This window comes from Mycobacterium sp. MS1601 (assembly GCF_001984215.1).
In the GTDB taxonomy this organism is placed as follows: Bacteria; Actinomycetota; Actinomycetes; order Mycobacteriales; family Mycobacteriaceae; genus Mycobacterium.
Genome location: NZ_CP019420.1, coordinates 118,353 through 141,152, shown reverse-complemented (window position 1 = coordinate 141,152; position 22,800 = coordinate 118,353). Strand labels below are relative to the sequence as shown.

The 22,800-nt window shown below is 66.6% G+C and carries 23 protein-coding genes; 8 read left to right on the top strand and 15 right to left on the bottom strand.

Annotated elements, in window-relative coordinates; genetic code table 11:
• Positions 1-4 precede the first annotated feature (4 nt).
• Together gudD and BVC93_RS00700 are read left to right on the top strand one after the other, a co-directional pair.
• Positions 5-1,342, top strand: a complete 1,338-nt coding sequence (gudD, locus tag BVC93_RS00705) for a glucarate dehydratase (protein ID WP_083740702.1) — start codon at positions 5-7, stop codon at positions 1,340-1,342.
• A complete protein-coding gene (locus BVC93_RS00700; protein ID WP_083735483.1) occupies positions 1,339-2,319 on the top strand; it encodes a 2-hydroxyacid dehydrogenase in 981 nt (326 codons plus the stop codon). Before gudD ends, BVC93_RS00700 begins: the two co-directional genes overlap by 4 nt.
• Positions 2,320-2,376: 57 nt before the next feature.
• Here BVC93_RS00700 and BVC93_RS00695 read toward each other — a convergent pair whose 3' ends face one another.
• Complete coding sequence (locus BVC93_RS00695) at positions 2,377-3,495, bottom strand: ROK family protein (RefSeq protein WP_236950194.1); 1,119 nt, start codon at positions 3,493-3,495, stop codon at positions 2,377-2,379.
• A gap of 321 nt (positions 3,496-3,816) precedes the next feature.
• On the opposite strand from BVC93_RS00695, the gene BVC93_RS00690 reads away from it, so the two are divergent.
• Genes BVC93_RS00690 through BVC93_RS00685 form a run of 3 tightly spaced genes read left to right on the top strand, consistent with a single transcriptional unit; the run spans position 3,817 to position 5,848 of the window.
• Positions 3,817-5,049 carry an MFS transporter gene (locus tag BVC93_RS00690; protein WP_083735482.1) on the top strand — a complete coding sequence of 411 codons (1,233 nt, stop codon included), beginning with the start codon at positions 3,817-3,819 and terminating at the stop codon, positions 5,047-5,049.
• A complete protein-coding gene (locus BVC93_RS34475; protein WP_257788983.1) occupies positions 5,046-5,171 on the top strand; it encodes a hypothetical protein in 126 nt (41 codons plus the stop codon). Before BVC93_RS00690 ends, BVC93_RS34475 begins: the two co-directional genes overlap by 4 nt.
• Positions 5,172-5,176: 5 nt before the next feature.
• Positions 5,177-5,848, top strand: a complete 672-nt coding sequence (locus BVC93_RS00685; RefSeq protein ID WP_083735481.1) for a hypothetical protein — start codon at positions 5,177-5,179, stop codon at positions 5,846-5,848.
• Here BVC93_RS00685 and BVC93_RS00680 read toward each other — a convergent pair.
• From BVC93_RS00680 to BVC93_RS00670, 3 genes are all read right to left on the bottom strand, one after another.
• The gene (locus BVC93_RS00680; protein WP_083735480.1) at positions 5,845-7,215 is read right to left on the bottom strand and encodes a DEAD/DEAH box helicase; all 1,371 of its coding nucleotides are present in this window, start codon (positions 7,213-7,215) and stop codon (positions 5,845-5,847) included. The genes BVC93_RS00685 and BVC93_RS00680 overlap by 4 nt on opposite strands.
• A 311-nt stretch (positions 7,216-7,526) precedes the next feature.
• Positions 7,527-9,047, bottom strand: a complete 1,521-nt coding sequence (locus tag BVC93_RS00675) for an ATP-dependent DNA ligase (RefSeq protein ID WP_083740700.1) — start codon at positions 9,045-9,047, stop codon at positions 7,527-7,529.
• Between the two features lie 34 nt (positions 9,048-9,081).
• On the bottom strand, positions 9,082-10,632 hold the full coding sequence (locus tag BVC93_RS00670) for a molybdopterin-dependent oxidoreductase (RefSeq protein WP_083735479.1): 1,551 nt from the start codon (positions 10,630-10,632) through the stop codon (positions 9,082-9,084).
• A 182-nt stretch (positions 10,633-10,814) separates the two neighbouring features.
• Between BVC93_RS00670 and poxB the strand changes: the two genes are divergently transcribed.
• Together poxB and BVC93_RS00660 are read left to right on the top strand one after the other, a co-directional pair.
• A complete protein-coding gene (gene poxB, locus BVC93_RS00665; protein ID WP_083735478.1) occupies positions 10,815-12,548 on the top strand; it encodes a ubiquinone-dependent pyruvate dehydrogenase in 1,734 nt (577 codons plus the stop codon).
• 8 nt (positions 12,549-12,556) lie between these two features.
• Positions 12,557-13,405 carry an SDR family NAD(P)-dependent oxidoreductase gene (locus tag BVC93_RS00660; protein ID WP_083735477.1) on the top strand — a complete coding sequence of 283 codons (849 nt, stop codon included), beginning with the start codon at positions 12,557-12,559 and terminating at the stop codon, positions 13,403-13,405.
• On the opposite strand, the gene BVC93_RS00655 is transcribed toward BVC93_RS00660, so the two are convergent.
• From BVC93_RS00655 to BVC93_RS00610, 11 genes are all read right to left on the bottom strand, one after another.
• Positions 13,320-14,150, bottom strand: a complete 831-nt coding sequence (locus tag BVC93_RS00655; protein ID WP_236950193.1) for a DUF6390 family protein — start codon at positions 14,148-14,150, stop codon at positions 13,320-13,322. The two genes, BVC93_RS00660 and BVC93_RS00655, sit on opposite strands and share 86 nt — an antisense overlap.
• The gene (locus BVC93_RS00650; protein WP_083735476.1) at positions 14,132-14,386 is read right to left on the bottom strand and encodes a HypC/HybG/HupF family hydrogenase formation chaperone; all 255 of its coding nucleotides are present in this window, start codon (positions 14,384-14,386) and stop codon (positions 14,132-14,134) included. The genes BVC93_RS00655 and BVC93_RS00650 overlap by 19 nt, the downstream gene beginning before the upstream one ends.
• Positions 14,386-14,868 (bottom strand): hydrogenase maturation protease, encoded by a 483-nt coding sequence (locus BVC93_RS00645; RefSeq protein ID WP_083735475.1) that lies wholly within the window; start codon positions 14,866-14,868, stop codon positions 14,386-14,388. The genes BVC93_RS00650 and BVC93_RS00645 overlap by 1 nt, the downstream gene beginning before the upstream one ends.
• 3 nt (positions 14,869-14,871) lie before the next feature.
• Positions 14,872-14,991, bottom strand: a complete 120-nt coding sequence (locus BVC93_RS34675; protein ID WP_442929001.1) for a DUF6893 family small protein — start codon at positions 14,989-14,991, stop codon at positions 14,872-14,874.
• The gene (locus BVC93_RS00640) at positions 14,982-16,223 is read right to left on the bottom strand and encodes a hypothetical protein (RefSeq protein ID WP_083735474.1); all 1,242 of its coding nucleotides are present in this window, start codon (positions 16,221-16,223) and stop codon (positions 14,982-14,984) included. Before BVC93_RS00640 ends, BVC93_RS34675 begins: the two co-directional genes overlap by 10 nt.
• Complete coding sequence (locus BVC93_RS00635) at positions 16,220-16,861, bottom strand: DUF6084 family protein (RefSeq protein WP_083735473.1); 642 nt, start codon at positions 16,859-16,861, stop codon at positions 16,220-16,222. Before BVC93_RS00635 ends, BVC93_RS00640 begins: the two co-directional genes overlap by 4 nt.
• On the bottom strand, positions 16,858-17,478 hold the full coding sequence (locus BVC93_RS00630; protein WP_083740699.1) for a DUF5947 family protein: 621 nt from the start codon (positions 17,476-17,478) through the stop codon (positions 16,858-16,860). The genes BVC93_RS00635 and BVC93_RS00630 overlap by 4 nt, the downstream gene beginning before the upstream one ends.
• The gene (locus tag BVC93_RS00625) at positions 17,475-18,362 is read right to left on the bottom strand and encodes a NifU family protein (protein ID WP_083735472.1); all 888 of its coding nucleotides are present in this window, start codon (positions 18,360-18,362) and stop codon (positions 17,475-17,477) included. The genes BVC93_RS00630 and BVC93_RS00625 overlap by 4 nt, the downstream gene beginning before the upstream one ends.
• Positions 18,359-20,155 carry a nickel-dependent hydrogenase large subunit gene (locus BVC93_RS00620; RefSeq protein ID WP_083735471.1) on the bottom strand — a complete coding sequence of 599 codons (1,797 nt, stop codon included), beginning with the start codon at positions 20,153-20,155 and terminating at the stop codon, positions 18,359-18,361. The genes BVC93_RS00625 and BVC93_RS00620 overlap by 4 nt, the downstream gene beginning before the upstream one ends.
• Before the next feature lie 34 nt (positions 20,156-20,189).
• The gene (locus tag BVC93_RS00615) at positions 20,190-21,245 is read right to left on the bottom strand and encodes a hydrogenase expression protein HypE (RefSeq protein ID WP_083735470.1); all 1,056 of its coding nucleotides are present in this window, start codon (positions 21,243-21,245) and stop codon (positions 20,190-20,192) included.
• Positions 21,246-21,405: 160 nt separating this feature from the next.
• Entirely contained in the window at positions 21,406-21,741 is a 336-nt protein-coding gene (locus BVC93_RS00610; RefSeq protein WP_083740698.1) for a hydrogenase maturation nickel metallochaperone HypA, read from the bottom strand.
• Positions 21,742-22,335: 594 nt separating this feature from the next.
• Here BVC93_RS00610 and BVC93_RS00605 point away from each other — a divergent pair.
• Positions 22,336-22,794 carry a hypothetical protein gene (locus BVC93_RS00605; RefSeq protein ID WP_083735469.1) on the top strand — a complete coding sequence of 153 codons (459 nt, stop codon included), beginning with the start codon at positions 22,336-22,338 and terminating at the stop codon, positions 22,792-22,794.
• Positions 22,795-22,800 lie beyond the last annotated feature (6 nt).

Here is a 22,800-nt window from a genome sequence, read left to right as displayed (position 1 = left end):
GGAGATGAACGTCGGCACACGCACCCCGGTTGTCACGGAAATGACGGTGGTTCCGATCGCCGGGCACGACAGCATGCTGCTCAACCTCAGTGGTGCACACGCGCCCTACTTCACCCGCAACCTGGTGATCCTCACCGACTCAGACGGACGCAGCGGCGTCGGCGAGGTACCCGGCGGTGAACCGATCCGTCGCACCCTGGAGGACGCCCGCCCGCTGGTGGTCGGCCGCGGTGTCGGCGACTACCACGCAGTGCTGGCCTCGATCCGGTCGGCGTTCTCCTCGCGCGACTCTGCTGGGCGCGGAGCGCAGACGTTCGACCTGCGGGTGACGGTGCACGCGGTGACCGCCGTGGAGTCGGCGATGCTGGATCTGCTGGGCCAGTTCCTGGAGGTGCCGGTCGCGGCACTCCTGGGCGACGGCCAGCAACGTACCAAAGTGCAAGCGCTGGGGTATCTGTTCTTCGTCGGCGATCGCACCAAGACCGATTTGGCGTACCTGTGCGACGACTCCTCGGACGACCCGTGGCTGCGAATGCGCCACGAAGAGGCACTCACTCCCGAGGCTGTGGTCCGCTTGGCTGAAGCAGCTAGGCAGCGTTACGGTTTTGCTGATTTCAAACTCAAGGGCGGTGTGCTCCCGGCTGCGGAGGAGGCTGCGGCTGTCAGGGCTTTGGCCGAGCGCTTCCCGGAGGCCCGCATCACCTTGGACCCCAACGGCGGCTGGCTGTTGGACGATGCCATCCGCACCTGCCGGGGCCTTCGCGACGTGTTGGCCTACGCCGAGGACCCGGTGGGTCCCGAAGGCGGGTTCTCCGGGCGTGAGGTGATGTCGGAGTTCAAGCGGGCCACCGGTCTGCCGACGGCGACGAACATGATCGCCACCGATTGGCGCGAGATGGGACATGCCGTTCGTGCGGGTGCGGTGGACATCCCGCTGGCGGATCCGCACTTCTGGACCATGAACGGGTCGGTGCGGGTGGCGCAACTCTGTGATGCCTGGGGTCTGACGTGGGGGTCGCACTCCAACAACCACTTCGATGTGTCGCTGGCGATGTTCACCCATGTGGCCGCCGCGGCACCCGGTGACATCACCGCCATCGACACCCACTGGATCTGGCAGGACGGCCAGCGCATCACCGCCGAGCCTTACGAGATCGTCGACGGCTACCTGACGGTGCCGGACCGTCCCGGCCTCGGTGTCGATCTGGATCTTGAGGCGGTGGCTGCGGCCCACGAGCTGTATCAGAAGGAAGGCCTTGGCGCCCGCGACGATGCCATCGCGATGCAGTATCTGGTGCCCGGGTGGACGTTCGACAGCAAGCGTCCGGCGCTAGACCGATGAAGATCCTTGTTGCCGACGTGAATCTGGTGCCACACCGGCAGCGGTTCGAGGCCGCGTTGCCATCGTCCTGTGAAGTGGTGTGGCGGGTGGGTTGTGGTCCTGCCGAACTCGCCGATGATCTGTCGGACGCCGACGTCTACGTCGGTGGGAGGTTCGGCGCGGAGTTGGCGGGTATCGCGGAGAAGATCCGACTGGTGCACGCGGCCGGCGCCGGTACCGACAAGGTGGATTTTGCCGCGTTGGCCCCGGGTGTGCTGGTGGCCAACACATTTCATCATGAGGCATCCATCGCCGAGTACATCGTGGCCGCGGCGGTGATGCTGCGCCGCGACTTCCTGACCCAGGACCGGGCCCTGCGTGACGGGCGTTGGGCCACGTCGGTATATGACAGCGGCTTGCCGCAGTTGCCGACCGTGGGTGGTGCTCGGGTGGGGTTCGTCGGCTTCGGGCATATCGGTCAACGCGCGTGGAAGCTGTTTCAGGCGTTCGGTTCCACCGGCGTGGCGGTGACGGGATCTGGACGTGTGGACGCAGGGGAGTTCGGGCTGGATTGGGCCGCTGACACCTCTGCCCTCGACGCGCTGATGGATGACTGCGACATCGTGGTGGTGTCGGCGCCTCTGTCCGACGTCACCACGGGCATGATCGGGGCGGCGCAGTTGCGGGCTCTCGGCTCGCGTGGCGTGCTGATCAACGTGGGCCGTGGCCCGCTGGTGGTGGAGCGAGATCTCTACGAGGCCTTGCGAGATCGTGTGATCGCAGCGGCGGCAATCGATGTCTGGTACAGCTATCCAGGCTCCGATGGTGTCGGCGCTCCCAGTGCGTTCCCGTTCGATGCGTTGCCGAACATCCTGATGACCCCACACTCCTGCGGCATCACCAGCGACACCTTCGAAGGACGGGTCGACGACATCGCCGCCAACATCGTGCGCCTGGATCGCGGCGAACAGCTGCAGAATGTGGTGGACCGGCCCTGAAAGGGGCGTTGTTGCGTGCGCGCTCTGCTGCACGGGTGGTGCTGATTGTCCGGAGTCTCAGCGGCTGGACTGCAGGGCGCTGTCGATGGCGTCCGAGTCCAGAATGGTATCGAGAATCAAAGCGGCGCTGCCGATCACCGACGACCGCTCACCGTGCGCCGCGGGTACCACCTGCAACGTGCGGGTGGCCAGGGCGGTGGCATTGCCGTACAACGCCTCACGAAGTCCGGCGACCAGTAGGTCGTAGGCGCCCATCATGTCGCCGCCGATCACCAGTACCGCAGGGTTGAGAACGTTCACCAGCGGCGAAACCGTCTCGCCCACAAGGCGTCCGCTTTCACGGATCAGTCGACGTGCCTCCGCGTCGCCACGGTTGGCCAGGTCGACCACATCACGCAGGTGACCGACGTCATGCCCCTGATCGCGCAATGTTCGCACCAAGGCCCAGCCGCTGGCCACCGCTTCCAGGCAGCCCGTGCTACCGCAACGGCACGGGAGATCTTGGGCCGCAGCAGTTTTGTTGTGCCCGTACTCGCCGGCGGCACCCACCGCGCCGCGCTGCAACACCCCGCCGGAGATGATGCCGGCACCCAGGCCGGTGGAGATCTTGAGCAGCACCAGGTCGTCGACGCCGCGGTAGTCGCCGTGGCGTTCAGCCAGTGCCATCACGTTGGCGTCGTTGTCCACCAGTACCGGAGCGGCGGTGAGATCCCGGAAGTACGGTGCCAGCGGCACACCGTCCCAACCGTTCATCACCGGTGAATCGAGGCTGCACCCGCGCTCCTGGTCAACGGTGCCGGGGAGGCTGACGCCGACACCGAGTACCGATGACGGGTGCAGGCTTGCGTCGGTGACCAACGCCTCGAGGCGCTTGACCAGTTGTGGCATCAACTGGTCGGGGCCGACGCCCACGTGCTCGTCGATATCGGTGACGGCCAGCATGCGCCCGGCGAGATTGCACACTGCCAGGTGGGTCCGGCTGCGCCCGATGGCAGCGGCCAGGACCACGCCTGCGTTTTCGTTGAATGCGAGCAGGGTCGGCGGCCGGCCGCCGGTGGACAGGCCGTCCTGACGCTCGATGACCAGGCCGCGGTCGGTCAGGTCGGCGACCCGCGCGGCGACCGCCGTACGGGACAGACCGGTGATCCGGCGGATGTCGGAGCGGGTGGTAGCCACTCCGTCGCGGATCAGCGCAAAGATCTCGCCGGAGCTCGCCGGCGTTCCTGAGGATCGTGGCGCGGTGCGCGATCTACGGATAGTTCGACTCCTACCGGGCAGTACTGCGTAAAAGTGTGGTGACAACCATCTAAACAAGCTGAACAAATGATCAGCAAGGGCTGTAATGATCGTCACTTCTGCCTTAAAAAGACAAAAGTCGGTTGGGGTTATGCCTGAAGTCTCGATATCCTCGTGTCGACAGGGCGCTCTGCAACGCGGCGAGTGCCACCTGAGGCCTCGGGTCTCCCGCTCCACGCCCGCCGCACACGAAAGTTGACCGTGACTCTGACTGCTCCCCGTCCGCCGGCGTCCAAAGCCGTCGTCGCACCGCCGCCACCCGTGCTGCGGCTCGCGGTGTTCGCGCTAGCACTCGGCGGCTTCGGTATCGGCACCACCGAGTTCGTCGCGATGGGACTACTGCCTGACATCGCCGCAGGCATGCACATCTCCGAGCCCGTCGCGGGCCACGTCATCTCCGCCTACGCGCTGGGGGTGGTGATCGGCGCCCCAGTGATCGCCGCGCTGACCACCCATTTGTCCCGCCGGGTTCTGCTGTTGAGCCTGATGGCGGTGTTCACCCTGGGCAACCTGGCGACCGTGCTGGCGCCGGACTACTACTCGCTGATTGCGGCCCGCTTCGTCGCCGGCCTTCCGCACGGGGCCTACTTCGGGGTGGCGGCGCTGGTCGCCGCCCGGATGATGGGCCCGACGCGTCGCGCAAAGGCCGTGGCGCAGGTGATGACCGGACTGACCATCGCCACCGTCGTCGGCGTGCCCGTCGCTTCCTGGCTGGGTCAAGGACTGGGCTGGCGCAGCGCTTTCGCTCTGGTGGTGGCGATCGGACTGCTCACGCTGGCCGCTATCTGGGCCTGGCTGCCCGAGCTCGGCAACAGTCACATCAGCAGCCCGCTGACCGAGCTGGGCGCACTGAAGCGGCCCCAGGTCCTGATGGCGCTGGCCATCGGCATGGTCGGGTTCGGCGGCATGTTCGCCGTCTACACCTACGTGGCCACCACGATGACCGACGTGGCCGGAATGTCACGCGGCCTGGTTCCGTTGGCGCTCATGGTGTTCGGCGCGGGCATGGTGGTTGGCAACATCGTCGGCGGACGTCTGGCCGACGCCTCGGTGATCCGCAGTCTGTATCTGACCATCACTTCGCTGGGAGTCATGCTCGCACTGTTCGTGCTGGCCGCCCACAACCCGTGGACGGCGCTGCTGTTGCTGTTCGGTATCGCTGCCAGCGGATCCGCCATGGCGCCCGCCCTGCAGACCCGACTGATGGATGTGGCAGCCGACGCCCAGACCTTGGCTGCCGCACTCAACCACTCCGCGCTCAATGTCGCCAACGCCGCGGGAGCGTGGATCGGCGGCGTGGTGATCGCGGCTGGATTCGGCTACACCGCACCCGCGGCCGCAGGTGCAGTGCTGGCCGCGGGCGCTCTGGTGGTGCTCACGCTCGCCGTGCTGTTGCAACGCAAGACAGAACGCAAGAAGGAGGCTCCGGCATGAATCAGAACCGGAAACCTGCCGAAAGCACCCGGGTGGAACTGTTCCTGCCCGGGGGCAGAAAATTCACCTTGACCCTGCGGGGCAAGGGATTCGAACTCCTGAAGGTCGCCTCTGCAAGGTAGGTCCCATGTCTGTCACCGAGAACGTCGTCTTCCGGACGCTTTCTGAGGAATCCAAGGACGTTGGCTCGATCTCTTCGGCCGCTCGTTCCCCGCGACCTCTGCTCGAGCCGTCCATCAGCTACCGGTCGATACCGGGCCGGTGCGTCGGAGTGGCCAGCACGCTGGCCGAGGCTCGGGTGTCCTACCGTGCGGAGCTGACCGAACTGCTGAATCTCGACCGGCACGAGCTGCCTCCGGTGGTGGAACACGTCGAAGCCAAGGTGGCGGGGATGTGGGTGCGCAGCAAGGTGGGTGCCGTGCACCGGGACCGGCTCACCGACCGGATGTTCCTGCAGCGCCTGCTGGAGTCAGGAGACGTGCAGGACGAGATCCGCACCTACGTTTCCGGTGTCGAAGCGGTGGTGGTGCTGGCCGAACCGGAGGACCCGGTGGCCACGGTGCTGGATCAGATGGCTCCCGACGACGCGGTGGTGGTCACCTTTCCCGACGACCGCGCCGGCCTGGGCTGGACCGCAATCCACGGCCCGCGGGCAGCGGGACCTGACGGGCTGCCGGTGGCTCACGTCGCCTCAGGGTTGCGTGCATGTCCCATCGAGGCTTTCGCCGCCACGTGCATCGCCGAAAACCATCAGCGCGCGGTTCGCCTGGAACCGCGCGCTCTGGCCGAGGCGTCTTAGCGGCTGCGCGCCGCGTTGCTGCGGCCACCGTGCTGGCTACGGCCACCACCACTGGACTGGCCACGCCCGGCGGACTGGTTGCGACCAGTGGACTGGGTGCGACCGCGGCCGGGCTGACCGCCACGACGTACTCCGTTGCCGGTACCACGGTTTCGGGCGGGCCGGGACTGGCTCTGAGTCTGCTCCACCTGGGGTGCCGGAGCCTGATACGGCGCGACCTCGCCCACCAGCGCCTGCACCGATGCCGAATCCGGTACCACCTCTTCGGGTTTGACACTGATACCGGCCTTGCGCAGCAGCGCCTGGGTGTCGCGGCGTTGCTCGGGCAGCACCAGCGTGACGACATCGCCTGCGCTACCCGCACGCGCCGTGCGGCCGGAACGATGCAGATAAGCCTTGTGCTCCATCGGCGGGTCGACATGCACCACCAGCTCCACGTCGTCGACGTGCACGCCGCGGGCGGCGATGTCGGTGGCCACCAGCACTCGGGCGGCGCCCGAGCTGAACGCGGCGAGGTTGCGGTCACGAGCCGGTTGAGAGAGGTTGCCGTGCAGGTCAACTGAAGGCACACCGGAGTCGGTGAGCTGCTTGGCCAGCTTGCGCGCCTGGTGCTTGGTGCGCATGAAGAGGATCCGGCGGCCGGTGCCCGACGCCAGCTGATGCACCAGACGTTTCTTGGCGTCCACGCCCGACACGTGGAAGACGTGGTGGGTCATGGCAGCCACCGGAGAGTTGGCCTCATCGATGGAATGCAGCACCGGTTCATTGAGGAACCGGTTGACAAGCTTGTCCACGCCGTTGTCCAGGGTGGCCGAGAACAGCAACCGCTGCCCACCCGCGGGGGTGGCGGCGAGGATGCGGGTGACGCCGGGCAGGAAGCCGAGGTCAGCCATGTGGTCGGCCTCATCGATGACGGTGACCTCGACCGAGTCGAGGTTGATCTCGCGCTGGCGCATCAGGTCTTCGAGGCGGCCCGGGCAGGCCACCACGATGTCGACGCCGCCGCGCAGCGCGCTCACCTGACGGCTCTGCGAGACGCCACCGAAGATGGTGGTGACGGTCAGGCCGTTGGCGGCGGCCAGGGGCTGCAGGGTGCCGGTGATCTGGGTGGCCAGTTCACGGGTGGGGGCCAGGACCAAGCCGGAGGGGCGACCGGCGCGGGTGCGGCCACCGGCCAGCCGGCTGGCCAGCGGCAGCGCGAACGCCAGCGTCTTGCCACTGCCGGTCTTGCCGCGGCCCAGCACGTCACGCCCGGCCAGGGTGTCGGGCAGGGTCTTGGCCTGGATGGGGAAGGCCTCGGTGATTCCGCGGTCGGCCAGTGCTTTGACCAGCGCAGCGTTGACTCCGAAGTCGGAAAACGTACTCATTGGGGTTGGTGCCTTTCAGGCATCAGGTATGTCGTGGTGGCAGACAAGTTGCAGCCGTTGCACAACAGACAGTGGCGAGATTGCCGGTGGGCAAAATCGATCGCCGCGAGAAGAGCTGGTGCATTTGCACGTGTCGCCGGGTGGATGACGAGCATCCTAGGGCTGACCTGCATTCCACGACGTACCGGCCCACGAACCCGACCGGCGTTGACACCAGCCTACCCCACCGCCACAGGTGTCCCTGACAACCGTGCCCAAGTGTGATCAAGACTGCACTGTGCGACACGCCGGGCCGGTGAACGGAATAGGGCTCACTGTCCTCGTTCGTAGAGCGCGCGCACCGTGTTGATGGTGTCGGCTTCCGCTGCCGGCTTGTCATCGCGGTACCGGACGACGCGGGCAAAGCGAAGGGCCATCCCTCCGGGGTAGCGCGTGGAACCCTGCACGCCGTCGAAGGCGATCTCGACGACCTGTTCGGGCCGCACCGTGACCACATGACCGTCGACCGCGCCAACGGCCAGATCCAGGAAACGCTCGGTCTGCCAGTCCAACAGGGCGTCCGTCATGCCCTTGAAGGTCTTGCCGAGCATGACAAATCCTTCGCCGGCAGAGTCTTTGGCGCCCAGGTGGATGTTGCTCAGCTTGCCGGTGCGCCGACCCGAACCCCATTCGACGGCCAGCACCACCAGGTCCAAGGTGTGCACCGGCTTGACCTTCAGCCAGCCCGCACCACGGCGGCCGGCTTCATAGGCGGCGGTGGGGGACTTGGCCATCACGCCTTCGTGTCCGGCAGCCAAGGTGCGGTCCAGGAACTGTTGTGCCGCTTGTGGATCGGTGGTCTCAAGCCGGTCGACCCGGAATTCCTGCGGAACCAGTGCGGCCAGCGCAGCGGCCCGCTCGCAGGCCGGTTGGTCCAGCAGGTCCTGACCGTCGAGGTGCAGCAGGTCGAAGAAGAACACCGACAGCGGCTGGTCGGCCCGCTCAGCCCTACCGAATCTGGATGCGGTGACCTGGAATCGGTGCGGACGACCGTCTGGGCGCAGTGCGATGGCCTCGCCGTCGGCGATCAGCGACGTGGCCGGCAGGGCCAGCGTGGCTTCGACCACCTCGGGCAGCCGGGCGGTGACGTCATCGAGGCTGCGGGTGTACACCGTGACCTCGGAGCCGTCGCGGTGGATCTGAACCCGGGCCCCGTCCAGCTTCGCCTCGAAAATCGCTGTACCGCTCAGCTTCTCGAGTGCCTCAACCACGCCGTTGGCGGTTTGCGCCAGCATGGGGCCCACCGGGCGGCCCACCTGCAGCGTGAATCCGGCCAACGCGTCGGCCTCGCCGGAGAGCGCGGCCGCTGCCACGGCCGGCAACGCGCCACCCAGCATTGCGGCGCGGCGCACCTGGGCGGCGGGCACGTCCGCGGCTTTGGCGACGGCGTCGGCCATCACGCCCACCAGCGCACCCTGGCGCAGCTCACCACCGAGCAGCCTGCGCAGGAACGTCTGCTCGGTGTCGGTGGCCCGGGCGAACAGCTCGGCCAGGGCGGCGGACCTGCGGGCCGCAGAGCCTTTGCCCGACATGGCACCGATCTCGGTGAACGCGGCGTCGACCTCGGCCACCGTCAGGCTCGGGTTCTCGGCCGGCGACGGCAACAACCGCAGCGCAGCCCACCCCACCCCGATCTGGCGCTGCGGCAGCTCGCCGGACAACCATGAGACCACCACCGGCACATCACTGACGTCGCACAGGCGTAGCAACTCGGCAATGCGGGAGGTCTTGGCCAGCCGCGCCGAGATGGCGCCCACGGCAGCGGAGGCGGCGGCGACATCGGCGATCAGCATGGTGTCCACACTGGCACGGGGGTCCGACACACACTCACCGCACCGAGAACGACACCTCGTGCCAGCCCGTCGCCCCGTCGGGCAGTACCGAAGCCTGCTCCTCGGTCTGGGTCTCGCCGGTGTTGTCGGTGGCCCGAACCGTGATGGTGTACAGCCCCTCGGTGGTGGCCTGCCAGGGGAAACTCCACAACCGCCACGTCTCACCCGAATAGCTGGCACCCAGTTCCGCCGGTTGCCAGATGCCTTGTCCGGCCGGGCCGTCGATCCGCACCTCGACCCCACGCACACCCCGGTTCTGTGCCCACGCCACCCCACCGAAGGTCACCGCCCCCGGTGGGACCTCCTGGCCGCTGCGTGGGACGTCGATGCGGGACTCGGTCTTGATCGGGCCGCGTGGCGCCCAGCCGAGCCGGGTCCAGTAGGCCTCGGCCCGGTCGAAGCGGGTGAGTTCCAGATCCACCACCCATTTTGTCGCCGAAACATATCCGTACAGCCCGGGCACCACGAGCCTGGCCGGGTAACCGTGGCGCGCAGGCAATGGCTCGCCGTTCATGGTGACGGCCAGCAGCGCATCGCGGGCGTCGGTCAGAGCCTCGACGGGAGTGCCTGCGGTGAAACCGTCCGACGAGGTGGACAGCACCATGTCGGCCTCCGCGTCAATCCCCGCTTCCGCCAGCAGGTCGCGGACCCGGTAACCGGTCCACACCGCGTTGGAGATCAGGTCGCCGCCAACAGGATTCGACACACACGCCAGTGTCACCACCTTCTCGACCACCTCGAACCGGGCCAGATCGTCGAAAGAGAAGGTGATCTCCCGGTCGACCATGCCGTGGATGCGTAACTGCCAGTCCTCGCGGGCCAGCTGGGGCACGCTCAGCGCGGTGTCGATGCGGTAGAAGTCGTTGTTGCCGGTGACGAAGCTGGGCAGCTGCACACCCGCGGGTTGCACCTCGGGCGGGATGGGTGGCGCCGGCGTCCGCGGCCGTGGTGCGGTGAAGGTCGCGCGATCCTGGTCCACCGAATGGACACGGCGGGTCAAGACGGCGCCCAGTACCCCCGACAGCACACCGGCGCCCAGGAAAGCGATGGTGACCAGCGACAGTCGTCGTCCCGGGTCGACATCCACCGCATCCCCGGGTCTGCGCACCCCGTCGGCGACCCGGCCCGAGGTCAGCAGGCGTAGCACCGCGATACCGCAGGCGGTGCCCAGTACCGTCGGCAGGATGTCGAACGGGCCTGCGTCGGCCCGGGAGAACACCGCCACGCAGCCGGCGACCCCGGCCAACCCGATCGCGATGCTGCCGACCGGGCGCCGAGGGGTCTCGGCGACGGCGGTCAGCGCCGCGATCACCGCGATGACGGCCAGCACCGCGGCCGCCAGGAACAGTTTGTCCGAGGTGCCGAAGGTCTGGATGGCCCATTCCTTGACCGGGCCTGGCGTGAGGTCGATGACGACGGATCCGACGGCGTTGCGGGCGTCGGCAGACGAACCCAGCGGTACGGCGGCCAGTTGCGTGACGCCGAGGGCGACCGCGGCGGCCGCGATACCGCCCAACATCCGCGATCCGGGCGCGGGAGCAGCCATGGGAGTCAAGCTACCCGCGTCGGGCGGCGCCAGCCCGGCGGCGGCGGTGAAGAATCTATGACAGCAGCAGAACCCGGACACGCAATCGCTGCGCATCGGCGCCTGGAAGCGCTGTCCTGCCGGTGAGGGTGGCTACGCTGGCAGCCGGGACGGGTAGGGCTACCAAGTGAGGAGTCTGGCGAATGGCGACGGTTGCCGATCATGTGATCTCGACATTGCAGCGCAGCGGTGTGCGCCGCATGTACGGCCTGCCCGGCGACAGTCTGAACGGTCTGACCGACGCGATCCGGCGTGCACCCGATTTCACCTGGGAACATGTCCGCCACGAGGAGGCCGCAGCGTTCGCCGCGGCCGGCGACGCCGCACTGAGCGGACAGCTGGCCGTCTGTGCGGGCAGCTGTGGGCCGGGAAACCTGCACCTGATCAACGGCCTGTTCGACGCCCAGCGCAGTCGGGTTCCGGTGCTGGCGATCGCAGCGCACATCCCGCGCACCGAGATCGGCTCGGACTACTTCCAGGAGACGCACCCGCAAGACCTGTTCAAAGAGTGCAGCGTGTACTGCGAACTGGTGAGCACACCGGAGATGCTGCCGCGCATCCTCGCCATGGCCATGCGGGCCGCCGTGGAGGAGAACGGCGTGGCCGTGGTGGTGGTGCCGGGTGAAGTGTTCTCCGCCAAGGCAGACGAGTCGCCCTGGGGCGCGGCCGTACTGCCCACACAATCGATGGTGCGTCCCGATGACACCGCACTGACTCAGGCGGCCGCGATCCTCGACAGCGCACCCAATGTCACCATCCTGGCCGGAGCGGGAGCGGCCGGCGCACACGACGCCCTGATCCGACTGGCCGACACTCTGCAGGCACCCATCGTGCACGCCCTGCGCGGCAAGGAGTACGTCGAGTACGACAATCCCTACGACGTCGGCATGACGGGCCTGCTCGGGTTCGCCTCGGGGTACAAGGCCATCAAGGAAGCCGACGTGCTGTTGATGCTGGGCACCGACTTTCCGTATCAGCAGTTCTATCCCGAAGGCGCCACCGTCATCCAGGTGGACATCCGTGGGCGCCAGATCGGACGTCGTACCCCGGTGGATGTCGCGCTGGTCGGTGATGTCGGCGACACCCTGGCCGCGCTGCAGCCTCTGCTGGCGCCCAAGTCCGACAGCACCCATCTGCAGCGGTGCCTGCACCACTACGCCAAGACCCGCAAGTCGCTGGACGCACTGGCGGTCAACGACCGTGACAAGGCGCCCATCCGGCCGGAATACCTTGCAGCGCTTGCCAGCCAGCTGGCTTCCGATGACGCGGTGTTCACTGTCGACGTCGGGTCGCCGGTGGTGTGGGCGGCGCGCTACCTGCAGATGAACGGCCGCAGACGACTGCTCGGATCCTTCAACCACGGCACCATGGCCTGTGCGCTGCCGCTGGCCATCGGTGCGCAGACGCCCGACCGCGGCAGGCAGGTGGTGGCCTTCGCCGGTGACGGTGGACTGACGATGCTGTTCGGTGAGCTCATCACATTGATGCAGAACAAGCTGCCGGTCAAGGTCGTGGTCTTCAACAACTCATCGCTCAACTTCGTCGAACTCGAGATGAAGGCGGCCGGGATCGTGAACTTCGGAACCGACCTGGAGAACCCGAACTTCGCGGCGGTGGCGCAGGCCATGGGTATGTTCGGTCGCCGGGTGGAACAGCCCGGCGACCTGGAGACGGCATTGCGTGACGCCTTCGCTCATCCCGGGCCCGCGGTGATCGACGTGGTGACCGCCCGCCAGGAACTGTCCATCCCGCCGGCGATCACGGTGGAGCAGGCAAAGGGCTTCTCGCTGTACGCCATTCGGACCATCATGGCCGGCCGTGCCGACGAACTGCTGGACCTGGTGAGCACCAATGTGGCGCGGAGACTGCTCGATTAGGCGAAGATATGCCAACGAAGACCGCATTGGTAACGGGTGCCAGCAGAGGAGCGGGCCGCGGTATCGCCGCGGCCCTCGGCGCAGCGGGGTGGCGCGTCTATGTCACCGGACGCACCGATGCTGCGTCGGGCAGGCGCACCACCATAGAGGCTGCCGCGCAACAGGTTTCCGATGCCGGCGGCGAAGGGGTGCCGGTGCGTGTCGATCACGGCGACGACGCTGCGGTGGCCCGGCTGTTCACCATGGTGGCCGAGGAGTCGGGGCGGTTGGACCTGTTGGTCAACAACGCCGCCGCCGTCCATGCCCGGCTGACCGATCCGGCGCCGTTCTGGGAGAAGCCCCTCGAGATGGCCGACGTCCTGGACGTGGGGTTGCGATCGGGATATGTCGCGTCGTGGCATGCCGCCAGGCTGATGTCGGCCCAGGGCAGCGGACTCATCGTGTTCACCTCGTCACCCGGATCGGTCTGCTATATGCATGGCCCCGCATATGGCGCTCAGAAGGCGGGAGTGGACAAACTCGTAGCGGACATGGCGGTCGACCTTCGCGGCACCGGAGTATCGACGGTGTCCATCTGGATGGGCATCCTGCTCACCGAGAAGATGCACCGGGCCTTCGACGGCAACCCCGATGGCCTCGCGGATTTCGCCCAGCACGCCGAAACTCCCGAGTTCACAGGGCATCTGATCAATGCGATGTACCAGGATCCGGAGCTGGCCGGGCTCAGTGGACAGACGGTGATCGGCGCCGAGTTGGCGCAGCGCTATGGCATCACCGACGAGGGGGGACGACGACCGGCTTCGCACCGCGAGTTGTTGGGGTCGCCGCGGGTGCCGCATCCTGCAATTGTTCGCTGAGCCGCCTCTCCCGCGGGCCGGCGGCCCCACTGGCCAGTAGCCGGTTGACCAGCCCCAGAGTGGTCTTGGTTGCCGTAGCCAGTTCGTCATGCTGTGGTTGGTCGAGTGTGTCGCAGATCCAGTTCCAATGCGCGCTGACCACTTGCCCGCGCCGAGGTTGCGGTGTCAGTGACGTCTGGCCGCGGCGCCAGCGCACGGTTTCGGGGCGCACAGCACCCAGCAGCAGGCGTTCGCCGTCGAACTCCAGAGGCGCGGAATCGATCACCACCGTGTCGCCGTCCACCTCGTCCACCGTGCCCCAGCGGATCCGGCAGGCTTGCAGGATTCCCAGCGGCGTGGCCGGACCCGACCGCAGCAAGCGAATCCACGGGTAGACAACCATGACGTGAAAGCTGTGATGTGCCAGCAGATCCACCTCGTCGTCGAGTGCGTCGAGCAGTCCGGTCGGTTGTCCCGCCATCGCGGTACGGAGATGGCCGAGCAGCACCGCACCATCCACGGCGCCAAGCAGCGGCCCACCGACCCAATAGGTTCGTGACACCTCCGGGTGCAGAGGCGGCAGCCCGGCAGCCGCCGCGATCAGCTCCAGGTACGGCCACGCTCCGGTGAATGCCTCGGCATGCCCAACCGCATCGGGGTGGGCGCGCAGGAGGGCCTGCGCGTCCGGCGGCCCGCAGTATCCCAGCTCGTTGGGCGGATAGGCATATCGGGCGAACGCCTCGATGCTCATGGTGGCTGTGGCCATTCGGTGCCCGACCGCAGCAACTCCAGGCCGGCCAACGCTTCTTGTGCACCGGTCTCATCGGTGCGTTCCACCACGAAGCCCATGTGGATGATCACCCAGTCGCCGGGCGAGAACGTCTCCTCGGGCAGCATCCCGACATTGACCGTGCGCTGCCGGCCCGCGACGTCGACAACGGCCAGCTGGCCGCCGTGGCCTGCGACCATGCTGACAACCCGACCCGGAATACCGAGACACATCAGGGATTCTCCGCCGATGCCAGCTCCTCACAGAGCATCTCCACCACCGACGTCACGGTGACTGCCGCCTGCGCAACGGCATCGCGCACCGGAGCTGTCAGTCCGATCCCCTCACCGAGACTGCCGACCTGACAGCCCACCACGACGGTGCGCGGCAAAAAGCCGCCCAGTGCTCGCACCGTGGCCACCACCGCCCCCGGGTCCATGCTGTGGGTGTCGAAACCGCCTGCGGTTGGCAATGTCTCGTGGTCCGCCTCGAACACCCGCAACTGTCCTGGGACACCCCGGTTGGGCAGGGCGTCCACCAGCACCAGTGCGTCCCAGCCGTCGAGCAGATCGTAGGCGAGATGCGTCCCGCGGATGCCGTAGTCCACCACGGCAACGTCGATCCGGTGACCGAGGTGACGTATCACCTCGCATCCGAAACCGTCGTCTCCGAGAAAGATGTTGCCGATGCCGGCCACCAGGATTCGTGGTGCCACCGGCTACATGCGCCGCATCTTCAGATAACGCTGGACGTCGGGAATGGACCGCACTCCGATCACCACGCCCGCCAGCACCACGCCGACGACGATCACCGTGGCGATCCAACCGATCACCTCCATGTCGGGCTCCTTTCCGGAAAGGGGTCGATCTCCTCGGGCGAGAAGTACAAGTAGCGCCCGTACCAGTCGTGCAGGTCGGCTGCGGGGTCGTCCTCGACCACGACGGCAATGTGGACTGCGCCGTCGAGGTCTTCGTGCACTGCGGTGACCCTGGCGGTTCGACCCGAGATGAACATGTCCTGGGCGTCGGCCCTACGCGTCGGTCGCAACCGGACCCGGCAGCCGGCTTGCACAGGCACTCCGTCGACGATCACGCAGTTCTGCGCAGGGTCGATGTCTCGCCGTGCCCCATGCAGGCCCAGCATGGCCTCCGCAGTCATGCCGTCGCACTGCTCGACAACTCTGGCGGCCCGGGGGTCGGTGGCGCGGGCCTCGGCCTTCTCGCCGTCGGTCAGCGCCATCACCCGTAGCGTCAGGATCTCGTCGATCTCGGTCGCGTCATAGAGCGCACCCCTGCTCTCCGGGGCGATCTCGGGGTGGTCGTAGAGGATGATCGGTGAGATCAACAGAACGTCGTCGCAGGCAGGACTGCCCGCCAGTACCGGAAAGCAGCGGTCCTGGCGACAAAGATCCACCAGCGGTTGCAACCCCGCAGGCGGCTCCAGCAGGGAGATGAAGCGGCCGGCATGCAGGCGGACGATCACGTGGGCGCTGATCATCGACCGTGACAGCGCGTCGCTCTTGCTGGTGGCAGCCGCCCCCGTGTTGCGGACGGTCACGGTCACAAGCTGTGCCGGACCCTGGTTGCACGCGCTGACTTCCACCCGGCCCGCCACGGCGCGGCGCTGCCTGATGATACGGCCGCCCTCGACGTCTTCCACCTCGGTGTGGGCGCGCGCGGTCACCGGCAGACGAACCGGCTGAGCCAAGCTGACCCCGTCGAGACGGCACTCCACCTCGACGGCCTCATCCCAGGTGAGCAGCGGGCCCGCCGGCGTCTCGAGCCGATCCACGACGGTGTAGCCGGACTGCGTGCGCTGCTCGACCCGGCGGTGCTGCAACTGCAGAAATCGGACGGTCACGTCCATATCGGCGGCACCGCAGACGGGGAACTGGGCCGACAGCGAATTCGGTTCGCCCACCCCGGCAGTGGCGGCCCCCGGTGGTCCGAGCACACCGAACTGCCAGCGGCATTGGTTCTTTCCCGAGCTGGCTCGGTAGGGATACAGCAGATAGCCCTCGTAGAGCAGCGCGTCGGCGACGGCCCGCGTGGCTTCGAGATCGCTGTTCACGGGCTTGACTCCAGGAGTGTGGTGACAGCGGTGTCGAAATCGAGCAGCCCGCGCGCTGACTTGAACTGCGCCAACGCCGAGACCGTGTCGTGGTGCAACCGCACCCAGCCGCTGTCGGGAAAGTGCTGTGCCATCAGGTCACGCCACACCTGCACCGGCATGTTGTAACGATGCTCGCGGTCCCACGAAATCTGGTGCACGGTGAAACCGTTGGCACCCGCGGTGAAAATGGTTCCACTGAACAGGAACTGCAGCGGTACGAGCCCGTCGCGCAGCGCGTGCATGTATTTGTCGGCGGCGACTTCGAAGTCGTAGGTACAAGCCAGCGGCAGCGTCACCTGGGTGAGTCTGGTGAATCCGGGAATCATCGTGGCCGCGTGCATCCAGAGGAACGACCGCTGGGTGTCCGACCATCGAGGGCGCGGCCCGAACAGATCCAGCATCCCGGCGGCCTCGGCGTCGGAATAGGTGCGCCGTGACGGCTCGATGCGAACCTGGGCCCGCAGGGCGATGGCCGTGACCGGTTCGTCCGCGCTGAATGCCACACCGATCCTGGCCGCGAGCATCGGTGTCACCGTGTAGGGCTCGGGTGCGATGTCCAGCACTCCGAAGGACGCTGCGTGTCCGAGCGCGGTCATCGTGGCACCACCTCGGCCCGCCGGTCCAAGTCGGCGAAGAACCCGTCGATGTACGCCGAGACCTCCTGCCCACCGTCAAAACCTCGCCACCGCAGCCGAAGACCACCGATGAACTGGTAGCAGCGGTCGACGGGGATCACGAAAGCCTGGGTGCCATCGGGTGTGGCGCGCAGGAGCAGGACCTCGACGTCGTCGGCCATCAGGCTCAGCCGGGCGTCCGCCGCGGCGATCTCCTGCCATGCGGCGAGATCGAGGTCGGATTCCGTGGCGCCCGCCGGGCCGGGGTAGACGGCGACGAGCCGGTCGAGCGCCGAGTTGCGGAACAACGCCGCCAGTCCGACGGGGATCTGCAGCGCATCCCACAGCGCAGGCCCGTCGACCAGTCCCGGCAGCGCCAGGTGGCGGTCGGGGACGGACCGGTATCGCAACGCAGCGCCGGGTTCGGTGAACAGCAGATGGCAACCCCGGCACACGCACATCAGCTCCCGGCCGGTGGTGTCCACCACGTGTCGGTGTTCGTCGGCTACCGGTTCGGCACACATCTCACACCGTTGGCCTGCGGGTTCCGCGGCCGGCCGGCTGGTGATCCGGGACAGTACTTCATACGGCGTGCTCATGCCGGCACCCCGCTCGGTTGGCCGGCCGACGCCACGCACAGCTGCCCGTCGCGTTGGACCAACGGCAGTGGTTGCAGATGCATTCCGATTTCCTCGATCTGGGCACCGGCACGCACGACGTCGAAGTGGGCGTCGCAGAGCGGACATCGCAGAAGTACGCGGTCATCCCGGCGAAGCAGAACCGCGCCGGCCAAACCGTTGGCACAACGCGGACAGTGGTCCAGATAGGCATACAGCTGTCCGCCGACACGGCACGCGACCACCGCGACACCGTCCACGCCGAATCCGCCGACCTCTCCGTCGGCCAGATCCTCGAGTTCCGGGACCGGGTGCCACCGGGTGGGCGCGGCGGAATGCACCTGCCGTAACAACGATTCCGCTGGGAACAGGTTCCCGGTTGCGGCATCCGGACCGACTACCTCGATCCCGGAGATCTCCGGGGCCGCCGATCGCACTGCGTCTTCGACGGCCAACTCGAGCGTCGCCGCCGAGGACGGGCAGCCGGTGCAACTTCCCCCGAAGCGCAACTGCACCACGAGATCGTCGGTGACGGTGACCAATTCGATGTCACCACCATGTGAGCCCAGGTAGGGACGTACCCGCTGCAGCGCGTCGTCGACCCGCCGGCGGAGATCGTGCGGATGCAGTCCGTGCACCACCAACAGGCTGGCCACCAGTTCGTCGTCGGCGTACCGGTCTACGGTGTCGGGATCACTGAGCTCCAGGATGCGCGTGAGTGCCGCACCGTAGAGTCCCACCACTTCACGCACCAGTAGCTCAGCACGCTCCCGTGCTGCGGGGCCACTGACACCCGGCGAACCCACCGCATCCAGCAGTGTCTGGATCCGGTCACCGACCTGGCGCCACTGGCCGTCGGCTGTCATTCTCCGGTGGCCGCCTGAGTGGGGGAGTGCATCCGCTGCAATGACTTTCCCTCACCGAGGTACATATGGACACCGCAGGGCAGACACGGGTCGAAGCTACGCACCGTGCGCATGATGTCGATGCCCTTGAAGTTGTCCCGGTTGTTCTCCTCGAAGATGGGGGTGCCCTGGACGGCATCCTCGTACGGTCCTGGCGTTCCGAAGCTGTCTCGGGGGTTGGCGTTCCACGGCGTCGGCGGATAGGGGTGGTAGTTGGCGATCTTGCCGTCGCGGATCACCATGTGATGGCTCAGAACGCCGCGTACCGCCTCGGTGAACCCGCAGCCGATGCCCTCGTCGGGCACCTCGAACTTCTCCCAGGTCTTGGTGCGGCCGGCCCGGATCTCCACCAGTGCCTTCTCGGCGAAATGCAACGCAGCCGCCGCCGCGTAGGCCTGGAAGTAGCTGCGAGCCCGGTTGCGTTCGATGGTGTTGCTGCCGTGTTGCGGTATGTGCCATTCGAATTCGACAGGGCCTTTGAGCGCGGTCTTGGGCAGGTTGATCTGGACGCTGTGGCCCGTCGATGTGACGTACCCGATGTCGACCAGGCCGGCCAATGCCGTAGACCACATGCGGGCCAGGGCACCGCCACCGGTGTCCAGTGCCAGGTGATCCTTGCCGTCGAACCAGCGTGGCGACATCACCCAGCTGTACTTGTCCTCGAGATCCCGTTTCTGGGGATGGGGGAAGGTGTGCTGATTCCACGGATGCCGTCGGTCCACCGGGTGACCGAGTGGATCGGTCTTGACGAACATCTCCTGGTCGGACCAGTCATCGTAATAGGAACTCCCCAACAGGATCCGGATACCCAGGTTGATGTCCACCAGGGAGTGGGTGACCAGTTTGCCGTCCACCACCACACCAGGGGTGACGAACATCGCGTCGCCCCACCGCTCCATGTCCTTGTAGGCGAAGTTGCACACTTCGGGATCCTGGAACGAACCCCAACAGCCCAGCAGTGTGCGGCGCAGGCCGACTTTCTCGTAGCCGGGGATGGCGTCGTAGAAGAAGTCGAACAGGTCGTCGTGCATCGGGACGACCTTCTTCATGAATTCGATGTAGCGCATCAGCCGGGTCATGTAGTCGGTCATCAACTGGATGGTCGCGGTGGTGCCGATACCGCCGGGGTAGAGCGTCGACGGATGGACGTGACGCCCCTCCATGAGACAGAACATCTCCCGCGTGTAGCGGCTGACCTGAAGGGCCTCGCGGTAGAACTCCCCGGTGAACGGGTTGAGGGCGCGCATGATGTCGGCGATGGTCCGGTAGCCGTGGGCATCGGAATGGGGAGCTGAGGTGTGCTCTGCCTCGGCGAGGACACCGGGATTGGTCTCGGAGACCATCTTCTCGCAGTAGTCCACTCCTACCAGATTCTCTTGAAAGATGTTGTGGTCGAACATGTATTCGGCGGCTTCGCCGAGATTGACCAGCCACTCGCCGAGGTGGGGCGGCTTGACTCCGTACGCCATGTTCTGGGTGTAGCAGGAGCAGGTGGCGTGATTGTCACCGCAGATTCCGCAGATCCGGCTGGTGATGAAGTGGGCGTCGCGCGGATCCTTGCCCTTCATGAAGATCGAGTAGCCGCGGAAGATGGACGACGTGCTCTTGCACTCGGCCACCTGCTGGTTGTCGAAGTCGATCTTGGTGTAGATGCCGAGGCTGCCGACAATCCGGGTGATCGGATCCCAGGACATCTCGACGAGCTGGCCGGGTTCGTGCTCCATGTGTGACGGCTCGGGGATGATCGTTGTCATCGTAGGTGGGCTCTCTGTAGTGCGGGGTGGTCGATCACCAGGTGCGACGGGCGCCGGTGAGTAGTTCGGAACCGGTGTGGCGCCATTTGGGCTCGTGATCGACTGTGCGACCGGTGATATGGCGAAGGCTGCGGATCACCGAGCCGTACAGGCCCGATGCCGCCGAAGAGAGTTTGCCGCCTGGTGGTTCGTCCATGAACGGCATGAACATGTCGGGGAAACCAGGCATGGTGCATCCGATGCAGATACCGCCGACATTCGGACAGCCGCCGATACCGTTGATCCAACCACGTTTGGGCACATTGCATTTCACCACCGGACCCCAACAGCCGAGCTTGACTATGCATTTCGGCGATCCGTACTCGGTCGCGAAATCACCCTGTTCGTAGTAGCCGGCCCGATCGCAACCCTCGTGCACGGTGTTGCCGAACAACCACGTCGGCCGCAGTGCGTCGTCCAGGGGGATCATGGGTGCCTGCCCGGTCGCCATGTACAGCAGGTAGGTCAACGTCTCGGACAGATTGTCGGGATGGGTGGGGCAACCCGGCACGCACACGATGGGTATGTCTGCCTTGCTCTTCCAGTCCCAGCCGAGGTAGTCCGGTACTCCCATGGCCCCGGTCGGGTTACCGGCCATCGCGTGGATGCCGCCGTAGGTGGCGCACGTGCCCACCGCAACCACCGCGGTGGCCTTGGGTGTCAGCCGATCCAGCCATTCGCTGGTGGTGATGGGCTGCCCGGTGGCGGGATCGTTGCCGAACCCGCACCAGTAGCCCTCGGTGTGGAGGTCTTCGTTGGGTATGGAGCCTTCCACCACCAAGACGAACGGTTCGAGCTCACCGCGGTCGGCTTTGAAGAACCAACTGAGGAAATCGTCCGCGCCACCGGCGGGACCACATTCGAAGTCGATCAACGGCCAGTGGACGGCGATGCGGGGGAGTCCGGGGAGGGCGCCGAGCGCGATCTCCTCGATCGTGGGCTGGGTGGCGGCAGTCAGCGCCACCGAATCGCCGTCACAACTGAGACCCGCGTTGATCCAGAGCACGTGAATCAACGTTTCTTCCGCTTTGACTGCTGCTTCCGTGGGCATGCTGCAGCTTTCCGGGGCGGGGTGGGCCCCTGGCGCCGCCGGAGTCGACCGTCGGCCCACTTGCGCGGCGTTGCTCTCGTCTCTACTCCTGGCGCGCGGTGATGTCAATCGTGTGTGGAGAGCCGAACGCCGTTGATTTCAAATGCATCTCAGCTTCCGATCAGGTGACGTCCAGGGAGGTCACCAGGAATTCGTTGCCGTGCACCACCTCGACGTCGGCGCTACCGCATACCGGGCACAGCACCGCCCATCGCGACTCGATGACGCCGCGCTGCGCACACGACCGGCAGTTCACCTCGGCTGCCACCACCTCCAGGTCCAGTTCGGCATCGGGCATGCTTTCGTGCTCGCGGACCAGAGTCCAGCAGAACTCCAGTGACTGTGGCACCACCTGGCGCAGCGCTCCCACCCGCACCCGGACCACGGTGACATGCCGACCTGCCGCGTGTGGCCGCACCACCCCGGCGATGGCCTGGCACAGAGCCAGCTCGTGCATCTGCTCATCGTGCACCCGGATTGCCACATTTGGTGTCCAATTGCCATCTCCCGCAGCGTGAACGGGTTTAGCCTGAAGGGGACCGTCCTGCGTCGAACAGTCCACCTGACGCGGGGTTTTGCGCTGACCTGAGCTCTTCAGGCCTGTGAACACTTCCACGCCGGCGCCCACTCGGATGGCCATGGAAGTGGTTGGTGGACGGGCACATTCAATCATTTGCAACAGGTCGACCGGGATCAGGAGATCGCCACCGGCGATGACGTCATCGCCGGCAGCTTCGGCGACACCTCGGGGGTACCTGGAAGCTCCCGCCCATATCTGATGTCCGGGCGGACGTCGGCGGCTGGGCATGCTCGGGTGGTTCATGGCGTACATCGGCCCAGGCCCCCCGACGGGACATCTGTTCATCTGACTGGAAAGGTGGTTGCGCGGTGCTGGTGTGGGCCGCTAGTGTCGCCGATGTGCGGACTCTCTCCAGTCGTTTGATTCTCGTAGTAGCTCCCCGCAGCGGGGTCTGATCCAGACCGACCCCCCGCTGTGGGTCGCAAGCTACTGCCTGTCGGTCGTCTCCAACGAGATCGAGAAGACCGGTTCATGAGCATCCACACTCTTTCCTTCACCGCCAACACCTTGACGCCGCTGCCGCGCGGCTTGCGCGAACAGGCCCGGGAGATGTCCTGGGACGACTTCTTGGCTGCCTACGGCCACACCGCGGGCCCGCTCGAGCTGATCGGCTGGGAGTGCACCGACACCTCGCGGCGTTTCGGGCCGCAGGTGCGCAGTTTCGCTGCCACCGTTCGCCACGCCGACGGCCTGGCGGTGTGGTCGGCAACGGCCACCGGATCGATCGCCGCGCTCACCGACATGCTCTACCAGCGCGGGTTCGGCCTGGAGATGCTGAACTTTCACCAGCTGCAGATGGGCCGCGACATCGTCACGTTCATCCGCGGCACCGACGGCACTCGCGACGAGTGGGCGATGGCCTGGGCCGAGGACGGTACCCAGTCGGCGTTGCGTGCCGTGATCGCCTGTGCCAACCGGCTGGCCCGGTAAATCGGT

Coding starts and splice junctions, on each gene's coding strand:
- BVC93_RS00635 (WP_083735473.1), bottom strand. CDS start 16,861: ATGACCGCGCTCGGACACGCAGCGTCCTTCGGAGTGCTGGACATCGCA.
- BVC93_RS00625 (WP_083735472.1), bottom strand. CDS start 18,362: ATGACAGCCGACGGCCAGTGGCGCCAGGTCGGTGACCGGATCCAGACA.
- BVC93_RS00675 (WP_083740700.1), bottom strand. CDS start 9,047: ATGCTGATCGCCGATGTCGCCGCCGCCTCCGCTGCCGTGGGCGCCATC.
- BVC93_RS34475 (WP_257788983.1), top strand. CDS start 5,046: ATGAATCAGAACCGGAAACCTGCCGAAAGCACCCGGGTGGAACTGTTC.
- BVC93_RS00630 (WP_083740699.1), bottom strand. CDS start 17,478: ATGAGCACGCCGTATGAAGTACTGTCCCGGATCACCAGCCGGCCGGCC.
- BVC93_RS00615 (WP_083735470.1), bottom strand. CDS start 21,245: ATGCCCACGGAAGCAGCAGTCAAAGCGGAAGAAACGTTGATTCACGTG.
- BVC93_RS00610 (WP_083740698.1), bottom strand. CDS start 21,741: ATGCACGAGCTGGCTCTGTGCCAGGCCATCGCCGGGGTGGTGCGGCCA.
- BVC93_RS00655 (WP_236950193.1), bottom strand. CDS start 14,150: ATGGCCACAGCCACCATGAGCATCGAGGCGTTCGCCCGATATGCCTAT.
- BVC93_RS00685 (WP_083735481.1), top strand. CDS start 5,177: ATGTCTGTCACCGAGAACGTCGTCTTCCGGACGCTTTCTGAGGAATCC.
- BVC93_RS00650 (WP_083735476.1), bottom strand. CDS start 14,386: ATGTGTCTCGGTATTCCGGGTCGGGTTGTCAGCATGGTCGCAGGCCAC.
- BVC93_RS00670 (WP_083735479.1), bottom strand. CDS start 10,632: ATGGCTGCTCCCGCGCCCGGATCGCGGATGTTGGGCGGTATCGCGGCC.
- gudD (WP_083740702.1), top strand. CDS start 5: ATGAACGTCGGCACACGCACCCCGGTTGTCACGGAAATGACGGTGGTT.
- BVC93_RS00660 (WP_083735477.1), top strand. CDS start 12,557: ATGCCAACGAAGACCGCATTGGTAACGGGTGCCAGCAGAGGAGCGGGC.
- BVC93_RS00680 (WP_083735480.1), bottom strand. CDS start 7,215: ATGAGTACGTTTTCCGACTTCGGAGTCAACGCTGCGCTGGTCAAAGCA.
- BVC93_RS00700 (WP_083735483.1), top strand. CDS start 1,339: ATGAAGATCCTTGTTGCCGACGTGAATCTGGTGCCACACCGGCAGCGG.
- BVC93_RS34675 (WP_442929001.1), bottom strand. CDS start 14,991: ATGGAGGTGATCGGTTGGATCGCCACGGTGATCGTCGTCGGCGTGGTG.
- poxB (WP_083735478.1), top strand. CDS start 10,815: ATGGCGACGGTTGCCGATCATGTGATCTCGACATTGCAGCGCAGCGGT.
- BVC93_RS00605 (WP_083735469.1), top strand. CDS start 22,336: ATGAGCATCCACACTCTTTCCTTCACCGCCAACACCTTGACGCCGCTG.
- BVC93_RS00620 (WP_083735471.1), bottom strand. CDS start 20,155: ATGACAACGATCATCCCCGAGCCGTCACACATGGAGCACGAACCCGGC.